The sequence below is a fragment of the Aquaspirillum soli genome, from assembly GCF_054781915.1.
In genome coordinates this window covers 335782-349703 of sequence record NZ_BAAGTM010000002.1, presented here as the reverse complement: position 1 = coordinate 349703, position 13922 = coordinate 335782, and the positions used below count along the sequence as shown (strand labels likewise).

The following is a 13922-nucleotide window of genomic DNA, read 5'->3' as shown; positions in this document are numbered from 1 at the left end:
GAGCAGATGACTGGCTGTCAATCAATCGTTTGATTTTTCTTCGCTACTGCGAACCGTGGCAAAACGTGACAGCTTACTGCTTGGGCGGCGGGTGCTACGGCGTCGTGGCGTGGCGGGTGCTGCTGCGACGCTATTGGCTATGACTGCTTCAGCCTGCACAGTGGGTTGTGGTTCGGTGACAGTCGGCCAATTCAGTGACAGCCATTCCAACATTCGCTGTGCCACTTCTTGCCACACAGTATCCAACATCATCATGTGACCACAACCACCGACAATTTCCGCTTCGGTGTGCAAACGGCGTGCGGTTTTAACCACTTCGCTTGGGCTGATGATTTTATCTTCATCGCCGCCCAACACCAGCGCAGGTATCTGTTCTAATGCTTTCACGCTAAAAAAGCTTACCAGCGTCATGTCTAAAATGGCTCGCATGGATTCTGGTGTGAAACGATAGGCCCATTTTGCTAATTCTTCCTCCGGCATACTGTCGGAAAATAACAACCGTTTGGCCTGATCGAGTTCAGGTTGATAACGTTGGTCTGCTTGGAATAGGTTTAAGGCGGTTAATAAGTCTGGTGTAGTGCCCAACATGCGAATGGCCGAGCGCGCCATACCTTCGCCCGGCACCGACGCCAACAGCACCACGCCTGCCGCTGGATAACCCAATTCTAAGTAACGTTGAATCACAAAACCGCCCATTGAATGGCCCACCAAAATCGGCAAACTCGGTAAGGTGGCAATGATTTGCCGCAGGTTTTTGACATATTCATCAATGCTTAAAATGGCAATCCAACTTTGTCCACCACTGCCCCCGTGTCCTTCTAGGCTAAATGCTGTGGCAGACCACCCATTTTCCGCAAAAAATGGCAAAAAATGCTCATCCCAACACCATGCCGCACAATACGCACCGTGAACAAATAACAGCGGTGGGCGCGCTGCGACGGGGTGTGTGGGATGGCGGTCGATACGTTCAAGATGCACAGCCATTACAATACCTCTCCGGCGTGATCGGCCAAGCGTGAGCGTTCACCGCGTGCCAAGGTTACATGACCGGCGTGATTCCAACCTTTCATGCGGTCAACGACATACGTTAAACCGGAACTGCCTTCAGTGAGATAGGGGGTATCAATTTGAGCGATATTGCCTAAGCACACCACTTTGGTACCGGGGCCGGCGCGGGTAATTAAAGTTTTCATTTGTTTCGGTGTCAGGTTTTGTGCTTCATCAATGATGAGAAATTTATTCAAAAAAGTGCGACCGCGCATAAAGTTGAGGCTTTTGATTTTGATACGGGAGCGCATTAAATCGCGTGTTGCTGCCCGTCCCCACTCGCCGCCATCCTCTTCCGGTCGATTTAAGACATCTAGATTATCCTCTAAAGCACCCATCCACGGTGCCATTTTTTCTTCTTCACTACCCGGTAAAAAACCAATATCTTCACCAACGGGTACTGTGACACGGGTCATAATGATTTCGCTGTAGCGTTTTTGCTCCAGTGTTTGCACCAAACCCGCGGCAAGGGTGAGCAAGGTTTTACCTGTACCGGCCTGACCCAACAGCGTGACAAAATCAATATCGGGATCAAGCAGCAAATTCAGGGCGAAATTTTGTTCACGATTGCGCGCTGTAATACCCCATACGCTATTTTTTTGGTGGCTGTAGTCGCGCAAGGTTTCTAAAATCGCGCTATTGCCTTGCCGGCTTTTGACTTTAGCGACAAATGACTCGTCGTCTTGCCATAGAAATTGGTTGGCTAAGAGTTGTGAACAATCTGGCCCATTGATTTCATAATAGGTGCGGCTATTCTCTGTCCAAGAGCGCAGCCCTTCGCCCTGTCGTTGCCAAAATAAAGTGTCGATTTGCCGAGTACCGCCATACAACAAATCACTGTCTTCTAACACTTGGTCATTGAAATAATCTTCCGCTGCCAAACCCAGCGCCCGCGCTTTAATCCGCATATTGATGTCTTTCGACACCAACACCACTTCGCGTTTTTTATCACGTTGTTGTAGGGCCAACACCAACGCCAAGATACGATTATCACCACGTCCCAACGGCAAACTGTCGGGTAATTCGGCGGCGAGGGCGGCGGTTTGCAGATACAAAGCACCGGTCGCGGCTTGATGGCTGTGGGCAACCAGCGGAATACCAGCCTCGATTTGTTTATTCGACTGATCGCACACCAAATCGTCCATAAACCGGCTGGCTTGTCGTGCATTACGCGCCAGTTCGGACATGCCTTTTTTGTGATTATCCAATTCTTCCAGCGTCACAATCGGGATAAACACATCGTGTTCTTGAAAGCGAAACAAGCTGGTGGGGTCGTGCAACAACACGTTGGTATCGAGGACAAACAGTTTCGATGGGGCTTTTTTCTTCTTCGACATGGTGCGAGGTCCTCATACGGAAAGAAATCAATCGGGCAAACCACAGGCGAGCGCAGCATTTTTATAACAGTAAATCATGATATAGCAATGTTTTGATTTAGCGTTCGGGCATTCTCCTTGTAACAAAGCCATGACTTTGGGAAATTGCATTCAAAAATAGAGCAAGATCATGAAATATCATAATTTTTCATTGACGTGACAGCTACATGCCAGCTAGCATCGGCGCCTGTTTTGAGGAGGCGCATAATGATGAAAGTACGGTTGTTGACGTGGTCGGTTTCTATGGCGGTGGGCTGTGCAATCACAGCGACAGCGTATGCGGACAATTTTTTAGCTCCCGATTCGGCATCGCGAGTGGCGCAATACCTGACCCAACAAAACAACGGTACTTTGCGTAATGGTGACAATGTTTGGTTGCGAGTACGTGACGGTTTTCAATTAGGCGAAGTGAATAGCGAGCTGGTTCGCCGCCATGAACGCATGTATAGCAAAAATCCCGAATCGTTCCGCCGTATGCTAACGCGCAGTCATCGCTATCTGTTCCATATTATTAACGAAGTCGAACGACGTGGTATGCCGACTGAAATCGCGCTATTGCCGTTGGTCGAAAGTGCGTTTAATGCACAAGCCATGTCACCCGTCGGGGCTTCTGGTCTATGGCAATTTATGCCAGCGACAGGCCGGCAATATGGTTTAGAACAAACATGGTGGTACGATGGCCGCCGTGATGTCACCGCCGCCACCCGCGCCGCCCTCGATTATTTAGAAAATCTCCATGCCATGTTTGGTGATTGGAACCTTGCCCTTGCATCGTATAACTGGGGTGAAGGCAATGTCAGCCGTGCGATTGCGCGCAACCGTGCCCGTGGTTTACCCGAAGATTTTGAAAACCTGAGCTTGCCCGCTGAAACGCGCAATTACGTGCCAAAACTATTGGCCGTCCGCAATATTCTGGCCGAGCCGCAACGCTTTAGTGTTCGCCTCGAAAAATTGCCTAATAAACCCTACTTCGTGGCAATTTCTCCGGGTAAACACATGGATCTTGAAGTGGCGGCCAAATTGGCAGAAACCACAGAAGAAGAAGTCCGATTCTTAAATCCGGGTTTTAACCGTCCGGTGCTGGCGCACAAAACTGGCCGCCAAATTTTAATTCCAGCGGCAAAATCCGAGCGTTTCCATGAAAATCTGGCACGTTTCTCAGCGCCATTGATGAATTGGCAACCGTATGTAGCACAGGTCGATGACACTGCTGAAGACATTGCCCAGCGCTTTGGCATGGATCTCAATGTCTTGAAACGCACCAACGGCTTAACCAGCTTACGCATTCAGCCGGGCCAACCTTTATTGGTGGCCGCACAACAGACCAAAGAAACGCCTAACGCAGACTTGCCAGAAACCAGTGTGGTCAGCGTTGAAACCACGACCGTGGCGAATGCGGACAATCGGATTTTGGATTTGAATGTCTCGGCTTCTGCTGCTTCGCGTCATGTGGTGCAGCAAGGTGAAACATTGCCCGAGATTGCGAAACGCTATCGGGTGAGCGTGGCAGATTTAAAAGCGTTGAACCGTTTAGAGTCGGATACCTTAACCGCCAATCAAGTGTTAAATATTGGCGTACAACAGGCCAAAACCACTCAACAACCCGACACCTAAATTGCGCTCGGTCGATTGGGTTGCCAAACATCGGCAACCCAACACCACAACGGCGAATTTTTTTGGGTGGATAAGAGCGCCGTCCCTCGGTTACAGCGGCAACTGCATCCGCAATTCGTTCACCCAATCACGATGGGCAAAGTCTGGCCCCATCACCAGCGAAGCATAAAAATCACTGCCAAAGCGTGAATCGACCTCGATCAGCACATGGGTTTCATTGCCATACGGCAAAAAGGTCAATTCAATCTCTTGAATGCGGAAACTGCCGCCGCGTGGTCTGAGTTCAATTTCTTGATAACACCCCAACGTGCTGCTGACATGACCGACTCGCGCTGTACCCAATTCAACATCGGTGCTGCTAATCCCCCAGCCTAATTGATCGAAGGCTTGCAGCAAGGTGCTCACAGGGGCCGGCGGCAGAATTTCTAAGAAATCGCGGTCGTTGGTGTCGATAGCGGCATCAATCGCCAAATCGGTATGAATCCAAATTGGCAACGGTTGGCCATGATAAGGCAGGCCATTGATAGGCAAATCGGCGGGCAACTGAATTTCAAACGGAAACTCGCGGCGTTCTTCGGCACGGATGGTAAACGCTTGGCTGACACGCAGACTGCCTAGCGGCAAATTGACGCGCGTATCGTCATTGCTATCGTCCTCGGCTTCGATCATCAAGACCAATTCGATTTTTTCAATATCCTGTGCTGCCTTGCCGCCTTGCACAACAACCTTACCCCGCAACACATCACCCGGGTATAAACGGGGGTTATCTAGCTGGGTATCAACCTTGGCACCCCCGACACCAATCGAGGCAAGCAATTTTTTAAACATGGTGGGCCCTTTCTGTAACGGTGAGATGGATTGCAAAAGACAAGCAAACTACTGGCGCGCTACATGATGGCGTGGGGTGGTTTTTCCAGTCCATTGCCGCCACCAATCGCAGATTTTTTGCCAGCGCCCGTGTGCTTGTGCGTGCCGTTGGGCTTCGATTCGCGCATACGAGGCCATCTGTGCCTGTGCACAACCTTCGCCAGCTGAAGCGTCAGATTGTTGTAACATTCTGTCCTCCTATCGTTTCCAAATGCCTTGCCAAACACTGCTTAACCAACTGTGCCCACTGACCAACACCACCCCACCCAGCACACAGACGGTGCCGATGATGAAATTGCGTTCTAACGGTTCATTTAACAACCACACGCCAAACACCATCCCGAACAAGGGGGTCAGAAAAGAAAACACCCCGAGGCGCGAGGCAAGATAATTTTTCAACAGCCAAAACCACGCCAGATAGCTGACAAATGACACAATCACCGAGTGAAATAACAGGCTACCGATGGCGAGTGGGGTGAAGTGAATCTGCGCTTGGCCCAGTAAGATGGCCGCAGGCACCAACAGCACAAATGCCCCTAATAGCTGATATTGCAAGGTATGCGAAGTGGGGGCACTGGCCAGCCGCGATAAGCGCACGACTAAGGTGGTTGCTGCCCACGAGACACCAGCCAATAAACCCAGCATATCGCCCCATAACATCCGGCTCAGTTCACTTTCACTATAAGCATGATCGTTACCACGACCAAAAAAGGTCAACACAATGCCAGCAAAAGCTAAGCCAATTCCCAGCCATTGCCAACGGTTGAGCCGCTCGGTGGGCAATTTCCAATGCAAACCGAGGGCAACAAAAATCGGCGCGGTATAAAGCAACACCACCATGTGCGATGCAGAGGTAAAACGCAGCCCCTCACCGACCAATAAAAATTCAATTGCAAACAGTGTCCCAACCAAGCCGCCTGCTTTCCAATAGCCATTCCCCCATTGCATTTTTTCCTGTCGCCAACGCATCACCAGCCACACCAATGCCGCGGCTACCCCTGAACGCAGGGCGATTTGCAGCAGGGGCGTAATATCATTGGCAGCGGCTTTGAGCACCACTTGTTGCAGGCCCCAGATGACGCATAGCAAGGTCATGATGGCGCTGGCTTGGCCATCGAGGGTTTTTCTTTCGTGCATAGTTTGTCCGTTAAAGGTTAGAGCCGATTGCCAATATCATCCGGCAGCTCGTCGTCTTGTTCCATTTCACGGCGGTTATCATCGGGCGACAGTGTTGCCACTTGTTTTGCCTGTGCCACCACTTCGTGTAATTGGCGGTGCAATTCTTCTGGACTGAGGGCTAATAGGGCTTTGAGCGATAACCGCCGCAGCGACACTTTACCATTTGAGACAATCACATTGCCGTCTAAAAAGGCTGGATGTTCCTTAAATCGGCTGGCGCTGCGGTTCAAAATTGCTTTGAACAGCGCGGAATAGGTGATTTCTTTCGCGGTGCCGGTGCCGGTGGGGTCGGTACTGACACCATCGAGTGAAGGTTGTCCACGCAAGGTTTCAATGGCGAGGTTTAATAACTCCACCGTGCGCGGCGATTCCCCAATTTTTGCCATCACGCGGTCGATGGTCGATGCCGATAGCGCATGTTTATGTTGTTTTGCCCATGCAAGATTGTCTGGATTAAGCCGCTTAAACCAGCGTAAGCGATGCAGCCCCGAACGAGATCGCCCCAATAACATCTCTTGTTGCCGCAAAGAAAGCTGTTCTCCGCCGAGGGCTTGGCTGAGTTTTTGTTGTGACTCAAACAGTTCAATATCGGTGATTTTGTGATGTGAGGGATTGTCCGTGAGGACATAGAGCAAGGCTTGATAGTCGGTTAATTCACGCACTACGGCGCGAATTTTCGGCAAGCCCAATAAACGACTGGCACGCCATCGCCTTTCGCCAGCAATCAATTCATACAACCCCGCTCGGCTTGGATGTGGCCGCACCACGATGGGCGTAACTTGTCCGCCGGAGATAGAAAAGCTATCTGCCAAGCGGCGGATTTCGTCTTCGGTGGGAAAGCAAGGTTGAAAAGGCGATGGGGTGATGAGATTCACGTCCAACATCTGGTGTTGGTCGTTGTCGTCAATATGCAGCGGCGGTTGTACCCATTTCATCACCGCCGCCGGCATCGTGCTGCGTTTTTGCGTGGCGGCGGGGGCGGAATGGGGGGCGCGTGGTTTGCGTGGATAGCGGGATTTTTTGCCAGACTTGGGGGAATGCTCGCTCAATTTTTCCTCCTGATGCCATCAACAGGGCTATGCCTTCGGTAGAACAGGACGCGGCATAGTCATTTTCTATTATGAAATCTGACCGCCTGTGTGAATACAAGGAAAGTCGGCACGCTGTGTGCGATCAATCAGACGGTGTGTTTTGCTGTTTGTGTTGTTGCAGCAGCATAAAGTGTACCTGTGCCGCGCTTTCATCGGCTAGGTTGGCGGCGATATTTGCCAAAATCTGAATGCCGCCGAGTGTGCGATTGGGGTGTGGGTTGTCTTCATATTTGTTGCTGCGTTGTTCGATCATACGGCATAACTCGGTGAGGCGTTCAAGTTGGTCGGCGAGGGTGATGAGGTTTGGGGTGGGCATGGTGTGGTGGTGGGTTGGGTTGGTGGAAGGGGGATTTTGGTGGATTTGTTTGGGTTTGGCGAGTGGTGGGTGATTGGGGGTGGAGATTGTGCTTGTGTTGTTTGGATGATGTTGCTATATTTGGTGGATGTGTCTTGTTGCAAGCACAAACGCAATTAACAGCCCAGCTTTTTCGATCTTTGAAAACTTGGTAACCCCCTCTAGAAGTCCTTGATTTGCAAGGGGAATTTAGAGCGAAGAGTAGTAATTCAGCCCTGTTGTTAAAGGGATTAAGACTTAAATTTTTCACCTTCTTTAATTTCACGTGCAGTAGTAATTCAGCCCTGTTGTTAAAGGGATTAAGACCTCAGCATTACTTTCTAAGGATCGAGCCACTGGCTGTAGTAATTCAGCCCTGTTGTTAAAGGGATTAAGACTTAGTTGGACTACTAGGGTCGTAGCCAGCTTCAGTAGTAATTCAGCCCTGTTGTTAAAGGGATTAAGACCGAGCGTACTTTGATCTTCGAACCGCTGCATCCGTAGTAATTCAGCCCTGTTGTTAAAGGGATTAAGACCGTTTCGGAGTTGTGTCCCGATCCCAGTTTTCGGTAGTAATTCAGCCCTGTTGTTAAAGGGATTAAGACTCCAGTCAGATGAGCCGATAATCAGAATTGCAAACGTAGTAATTCAGCCCTGTTGCCAAAGGGATTTTCTGTAGCAAGCTTGTCAAAAACACATTCCCCCGCCATCCGGCTATCCTCCGTGCTTATTATTTTTCACGGAGAAACGCCGATGCGCTGTCTAATCGCCTATCACATTGCCTGCCCCGAACGCGCCCAAACCGTACAAAACGCACTCAAACCGTATGCAAAACCAATGCAAACGGCGCTATACCTGTACGACGGCCATCAGGCATTGCTGAGCGATTGCATCGACAGCGTACTTGAACACCTCCACCCCACCGAAGACCACATCTCCATCACCCCCCTCGACCCCGAAAACGACTGCCTTGTCGCCGGCGTTCCATTTGAGACAGAGGCGGTGTTGTGATGAAAAGATAAAAAATGATGCGTTGAGAAGTCCTTCCTTTTTAATACAATCTGGATGAGGGAATAAAACATGGAACGAGAACCAAGCGCCGCTGCACTGCCTGAATATGTCGACCAATGGATTCAATCGATTTTGGCTGAGGTAGATTGTTTGAGTGATCTATTGGATTGGCACAACGAAACAGAAACACGGCGAGAAAATGATAATGGGTTTGGTGAAGGTGGGGGTTTTTCCCCTCGCGTGCCATGCCGGATCAAACCTCGTGCTTCTCGGGGCGCTTCTTCGGTCAATGTCTTTCCTGCTGATCAGTTAGGCCCACACAAACCTGTTTTGGTGGTTTCTCTGCCTCGTTTTCCATGCAATAAATTGGGTGGTGTGGCAAAGCGTAATAACTTTTTTTATTTTCAAGATGCGGTGCGTGCGATTTATCATTGGGCGCAAAATAGCAATAGTGAACATTTGGTACTCATCACTGATACATGGCCATTACCGCCACAAGAACAAAACTTTAGTGAAAACCAACCCCCGTTTGATTTTTTAAATTTGGCTTTATCGTTGAAACGTCATTGCATTAGCCAGCGGATAGATCAGGAAGAATATCGTGAGCTATTAAATGATATGTGGCATTTTTACCGCCGTTATCATTTTGATGCGTTCTCTCATCGTTTTCCTCATTATGTAAAACGCCGTTTTGGTTTTGATTTATTAAATTTTTCATCGAGAGAAATGTCTGTGCAAGAAAAAATTGGTTTGATTTTGAAATCAACCAAAATTAATTGTCATGTCTATTTGCACATCGGAAAAAACCAGACTGTACCTTTTGCGCTGAATAAGGCATGGCCTTTAGGGTGGTAACTTCATGTCTTGAGGGCGGCATGCCTCGGCTGGTGTGGTTGGGGCATTGCTGCCATTGCGTTGGCTGGAGGTAGATTAAAAAGTGTAAGTTTTTTCTTGTGTTGTTTGGATGATGTTGCTATATTTGGTGGATGTGTCTTGTTGCAAGCACAAACGCAATTAACGGCCCAGCTTTTTCGATCTTTGAAAACTTGGTAACCCCTTCTAGAAGCCCTTGATTTGTAAGGGGAATTTAGAGCGAAGGGTAGTAATTCAGCCCTGTTGTTAAAGGGATTAAGACCTTTGAAATTGCGCTCTTCTGCCCATTGGCGAAGTAGTAATTCAGCCCTGTTGTTGAAGGGATTTTCTGTAGCAAGCTTGTCAAAAACACATTCCCCCGCCATCCGGCTATCCTCCGTGCTTATTATTTTTCACGGAGAAACGCCCCGATGCGCTGTCTAATCGCCTATCACATTGCCTGCCCCGAACGCGCCCAAACCGTACAAAACGCACTCAAACCGTATGCAAAACCAATGCAAACGGCGCTATACCTGTACGACGGCCATCAGGCATTGCTGAGCGATTGCATCGACAGCGTACTTGAACACCTCCACCCCACCGAAGACCACATCTCCATCACCCTCCTCGACCCCGAAAACGATTGCCTTGTCGCCGGCGTTCCATTTGAGACAGAAGGGGTATTGTGATGACCAAACCTATCGTTGCCCTACCAAACATGGTTCACACCAACCGCTTGCGTGTTGCTGTGCCCTTCCTCCCGTTTCATATCCAACTTTCACATCATGTTTTGGATAACATCGGCTCAATCGCACAATTTATGCTGTGCGCGCTGCGTACTTTCCCCCTTTCCCCCATTCAAATCGGCGAAAGAATCGGCTTATCCCCTCGGCAAACCGACAAAATCATCAGCCGCTTATCCCAATTCCGATTACTCACCGCCACCCACACCCTCTCCCCCCTCGGCCATCGGCTGGCCTTTGCCATACAAGAAAACCTCTACCACAACAAAAAAACAGTCTGGGTTGATGCCCTCGCCGGTACACAAACCGAACGATTGATGATGCCGGCTACCGTTGCCAAGCCGTGGCTCTCCGCGTGCCCAAAAAATGCAGTGGTGATGCCAAACGTATCTGTTTCTCCACAGAAGGTGACCGATCAACTGAGCAAAGTAAAAAATGGTCATGTCGATGTGTTTTCCGACCTGCGCCAAAATCTATGGCCAGAAACCCAGCCCTTTTTTGCACAAGAAAAATCCAATACCGATTGGTGGTTTGACGTGTCTTACGCCTTGGTGTTTGATGCCAATGGACGAAAGCGTTGTTCAACCAGCACAAAGCGATATCACTTGTCGCCTACAAAACAGTCAAATTGCCATCACCGCCAGTATCGACACTGAGCGCGGCATGTTACATGCCTTGTGCTGCGAGAAAGTCGCTATCAGCGCCAGCGGCATCGAATTGCCCTTTGCGCTGCAAGTGGTCGATAGCCTGTTGGCTGATGAGCCGCTATTGCATAAACCAGACATGGTTGAACCACTGATTTCTTTTGTGATGATGTCGCATATCAACCCACAACGCGAGGCATTGCGGGTGGAACAACACGCTTTTATACAACGCTGGCAGGCGGTATTGGACTGTCAAAAACAAGAAAGCTGTTTCCAATCCATCACATTTGATGCGCTGCCCATCGCAGATAAAACCCAAAACGATGTTTGGGAAATCATTTTGTCACGCGTGGCACACGAGGCATGGTGTGGTGCTTTCGAAGCCAATGAACGCCCCATCTTAAAATTATCCGTGTGGACGGCGGCGGCGGATGTGCCTGATTGGTTGCCGGTTTGTAAAGAAGTAAAGGTTGACGTGTCGTCAACTACCGAACTACGCCTCCAGTTTTCGCCACAACGCGGCTATCCTAAAATACAACTACAACGGGCCCAACATAGCTATTCCCTGAGTTTGGAAACCCGCGATGCGGCTTTAAAACGCCAACAACAAGCCTTGGCTGATTTCCAAGCTGATAAATTGGTTGAACCGGTGTTAAAAGAATTGTTACTGACACCACAATTTTACTATCCACAATCGCATCCCGAATGGCAACAACGGGTGGCACAGGGGTTGTCATGGTTTAACCTAGATCTTACCGAGACACAAAAACAAGTGATTCATAGAATCTCCGCAAGGAAACCCCTGACTTGAGTCAGGGGAGGAATTGCGGGTGCGCGAAGCGCACCATGTGGTGTAAACTGTGACGCATGATTGATGTTGTCACGAAACGTAATTGCGTCTATCAAACGGCGTACCATGTGATCTGGTGCCCGAAGTATCGGCGCGACGTACTGATTGGAGCGGTGGCGGAGGAAACAGGGGCGATGCTGGATGTGATTTGTGCGGAACGGAGTTGGCCGGTGATTTCCAAGGAGATTCAACCGGATCATATCCACCTGTTTCTGAGCATCCCGCCTGCCATTGCCGTAGCCGATGCCGTCAAGGTGCTCAAGGGCGTCACGGCTCGCCGTCTGTTCCAGCAGTTCCCGGCGCTGAAGAAACGGCTGTGGGGCGGACACCTGTGGTCGCCGTCGTACTACGTCGGCACGGCGGGCAACGTCAGCACCGAGACCATCCGCCGCTACATTGAGCGTTGCGAGCATGTCACCAAGAGGCGATAAGCGATGATGCGCACGGCGTCGATTCGGCTTGATACGACGGCAGAACACGTGGGCCGTCTTGCAGCACTTCAAGTGGCCTATGCGGACGCCTGCAACCGTCTTGTTCCCATCGTACGCGAGCACCGTCTCTACAACCGCGTCGGTCTGCACCAGCGCACCTATACGATGTTGCGCGAAGCGACACCGCTGGGCAGTCAGATGTGCTGCAACGCCATCTTCTCGGTCTGCAAGGCGTATAAGGCACAAAAAGAACTCGGGCGCATCAGGAAGGACGCCCCCATCCCCGACATCCGCTTCAACCGCGCCAGTGTCCACTTCGACAAACGCACCTACACCCTCAAAGGCAAGACCGTCTCGCTCTATACCCTCGATGGGCGTATCACCGTGCCGTTGCGTCTCGGCGAACACCAGCGCCACATCCTCGAATCCGGCCAGCCGAAGGAGGCGGAGCTGGTCTTGCGCAACGGGCAATGGTTTTTCAACCTCGTCGTCGAGCAGGGCGACGTAGAGCCCGTGGCATCCGGCCCTGTGCTGGGTGTGGATGTCGGAGAAAACAACCTCGCTGCCCATAGCTTGGGCAAGGTCTTCGGCGGCGAGCATCTGCGCGACAAGCGCGACCGTTACCTTGCCCTGCGCCGTCGTCTTCAGTCCAACGGCAGCCAGAGCGCGAGACAAAAGCTCCGGCAGGTCTCCGGCAAGGAGGCGCGGCGTGTGAAGCACATCAACCACCAAACGAGCAAGGCCATTGTTCAGGCGGCGATCCAAACCGGTGTCGCCAAGATTACGATGGAAGACCTGACGCACATTCGCTCCCGTATCAAAGCGGGCAAACGCATGCGTGGCCGCCTGCACCGCTGGGCGTGGCGGCAGTTGCAAACCTTCGTCGAATACAAGGCCAAGGCAGCAGGCATCGCGGTCGAGTACGTCAACCCGGCCTACACCAGCCAGACCTGCTCGTGTTGTGGAGGATTGGGGAAGCGCTCGAAACACCGTTTCGAGTGCCCTCACTGTGGTCTGCGGGCGCACAGCGACTTGAATGCAAGTCGGAACCTTGCCCGCATTGGCGAGACCGCCGTCTCGCCAAGGGCGGCTGTAAATACGCCTGATGTTGGGAGTGTCGATAGGGGTAACCATGTCTGCGCTTCACAATAAAGCCTGCGACTTCAGTCGCGGGTTATTTACGCTTTGCCAGAAGGGTGTCGGGCGACGTTGACTGAGCAATATCGGATGACGCCAGAAATTGGCGATTTGGTAGCGGAGTTGTTTTATACCGATCAGGGACAACGGCGGTTGTTCAATGGTGTGCGTCCGCTGCCGGTGGCGGTGTTGCCGAAGGCGATGGGCTGGGTTGATGTCAAAGGCCGTCATCAACGCGGCAGTCAGGGCCAAAGCTTGAAAAATGAAGATGAGGCAAGGGCCATCGTGGATTTTATAGATCGCCTGCGCCACAACACCACGACATCGCTTGATGTCGCGGTGATTACGCCCTATCGGGCACAAGTTGATTTTGTGCGTAAGGTGTTGCGGCAACGTGGGGCGATGCTTGATGTGCAACAGGGGATGGTGTGGGGACATTTGCGGTTAAAAGTGAATACGGTGGACAGTTTTCAGGGCAGTGAGGCCGATGTGGTGTGCTATTCAATTGTGCGCTCGTCGGGGTCGTTGCAGTTTTTGTTGGATAAAAAGCGTTTGAATGTTGCCTGTTCACGGGCACGGGCGCATTTGTATATTTTTGGTTCGGCTGACTTTGTGGCTGGTTATCAAGATGAGAAAAACGAGAATATTTTGGCGCAGTTGTTGGCGCGCCTGCCTCGGGTTTGATCCTGCCACGCATCACGCCCGATGCCTGTTCCCCTGTCTAGGCCCTACAAAAAAATAACCCA

Annotated in this window: 16 protein-coding genes and 1 CRISPR repeat array; of the genes, 9 read left to right on the top strand and 7 right to left on the bottom strand. The window is 50.9% G+C overall.

The window, feature by feature from the left end; genetic code table 11:
* Nucleotides 1-21 precede the first annotated feature (21 nt).
* Both ACYVJG_RS03600 and ACYVJG_RS03595 read right to left on the bottom strand, forming a co-directional pair.
* Complete coding sequence (locus tag ACYVJG_RS03600; RefSeq protein WP_460429828.1) at nt 22-984, bottom strand: alpha/beta hydrolase; 963 nt, start codon at nt 982-984, stop codon at nt 22-24.
* Nucleotides 984-2384, bottom strand: a complete 1401-nt coding sequence (locus ACYVJG_RS03595) for a PhoH family protein (RefSeq protein ID WP_460429827.1) — start codon at nt 2382-2384, stop codon at nt 984-986. The genes ACYVJG_RS03600 and ACYVJG_RS03595 overlap by 1 nt, the downstream gene beginning before the upstream one ends.
* A gap of 246 nt (nt 2385-2630) precedes the next feature.
* Here ACYVJG_RS03595 and ACYVJG_RS03590 point away from each other — a divergent pair, with 246 nt between their 5' ends.
* Nucleotides 2631-4037, top strand: a complete 1407-nt coding sequence (locus tag ACYVJG_RS03590; protein ID WP_460429826.1) for a transglycosylase SLT domain-containing protein — start codon at nt 2631-2633, stop codon at nt 4035-4037.
* 90 nt (nt 4038-4127) lie between these two features.
* On the opposite strand, the gene ACYVJG_RS03585 is transcribed toward ACYVJG_RS03590, so the two are convergent.
* From ACYVJG_RS03585 to ACYVJG_RS03565, 5 genes are all read right to left on the bottom strand, one after another.
* Entirely contained in the window at nt 4128-4865 is a 738-nt protein-coding gene (locus ACYVJG_RS03585; protein WP_460429825.1) for a sporulation protein, read from the bottom strand.
* Between the two features lie 48 nt (nt 4866-4913).
* Nucleotides 4914-5093 (bottom strand): hypothetical protein, encoded by a 180-nt coding sequence (locus ACYVJG_RS03580; protein ID WP_460429824.1) that lies wholly within the window; start codon nt 5091-5093, stop codon nt 4914-4916.
* A 9-nt stretch (nt 5094-5102) separates the two neighbouring features.
* Nucleotides 5103-6041 carry a DMT family transporter gene (locus ACYVJG_RS03575; protein ID WP_460429823.1) on the bottom strand — a complete coding sequence of 313 codons (939 nt, stop codon included), beginning with the start codon at nt 6039-6041 and terminating at the stop codon, nt 5103-5105.
* A gap of 17 nt (nt 6042-6058) precedes the next feature.
* The gene (locus ACYVJG_RS03570; RefSeq protein WP_460429822.1) at nt 6059-7132 is read right to left on the bottom strand and encodes a ParB/RepB/Spo0J family partition protein; all 1074 of its coding nucleotides are present in this window, start codon (nt 7130-7132) and stop codon (nt 6059-6061) included.
* A gap of 124 nt (nt 7133-7256) precedes the next feature.
* Nucleotides 7257-7490, bottom strand: a complete 234-nt coding sequence (locus ACYVJG_RS03565) for a hypothetical protein (protein ID WP_460429821.1) — start codon at nt 7488-7490, stop codon at nt 7257-7259.
* A 240-nt stretch (nt 7491-7730) separates the two neighbouring features.
* Nucleotides 7731-8184: a CRISPR direct-repeat array (repeat unit 36 nt; unit sequence GTAGTAATTCAGCCCTGTTGTTAAAGGGATTAAGAC).
* A gap of 77 nt (nt 8185-8261) precedes the next feature.
* Here ACYVJG_RS03565 and ACYVJG_RS03560 point away from each other — a divergent pair.
* From ACYVJG_RS03560 to ACYVJG_RS03525, 8 genes are all read left to right on the top strand, one after another.
* Complete coding sequence (locus ACYVJG_RS03560) at nt 8262-8519, top strand: hypothetical protein (RefSeq protein ID WP_460429820.1); 258 nt, start codon at nt 8262-8264, stop codon at nt 8517-8519.
* Nucleotides 8520-8588: 69 nt separating this feature from the next.
* Nucleotides 8589-9374 (top strand): hypothetical protein, encoded by a 786-nt coding sequence (locus ACYVJG_RS03555; RefSeq protein WP_460429819.1) that lies wholly within the window; start codon nt 8589-8591, stop codon nt 9372-9374.
* 428 nt (nt 9375-9802) lie between these two features.
* Complete coding sequence (locus tag ACYVJG_RS03550; protein WP_460429818.1) at nt 9803-10060, top strand: hypothetical protein; 258 nt, start codon at nt 9803-9805, stop codon at nt 10058-10060.
* Nucleotides 10060-10770 carry a hypothetical protein gene (locus tag ACYVJG_RS03545; RefSeq protein ID WP_460429817.1) on the top strand — a complete coding sequence of 237 codons (711 nt, stop codon included), beginning with the start codon at nt 10060-10062 and terminating at the stop codon, nt 10768-10770. Before ACYVJG_RS03550 ends, ACYVJG_RS03545 begins: the two co-directional genes overlap by 1 nt.
* Entirely contained in the window at nt 10679-11569 is an 891-nt protein-coding gene (locus ACYVJG_RS03540; protein WP_460429816.1) for a hypothetical protein, read from the top strand. The genes ACYVJG_RS03545 and ACYVJG_RS03540 overlap by 92 nt, the downstream gene beginning before the upstream one ends.
* A gap of 56 nt (nt 11570-11625) precedes the next feature.
* Nucleotides 11626-12039 (top strand): IS200/IS605 family transposase, encoded by a 414-nt coding sequence (gene tnpA, locus ACYVJG_RS03535; RefSeq protein WP_460429815.1) that lies wholly within the window; start codon nt 11626-11628, stop codon nt 12037-12039.
* Between the two features lie 3 nt (nt 12040-12042).
* Nucleotides 12043-13191: an RNA-guided endonuclease InsQ/TnpB family protein gene (locus ACYVJG_RS03530; RefSeq protein WP_460429814.1), complete on the top strand. Its 1149-nt coding sequence runs from the start codon at nt 12043-12045 to the stop codon at nt 13189-13191.
* Between the two features lie 33 nt (nt 13192-13224).
* Entirely contained in the window at nt 13225-13860 is a 636-nt protein-coding gene (locus ACYVJG_RS03525) for a C-terminal helicase domain-containing protein (RefSeq protein WP_460429813.1), read from the top strand.
* Nucleotides 13861-13922 lie beyond the last annotated feature (62 nt).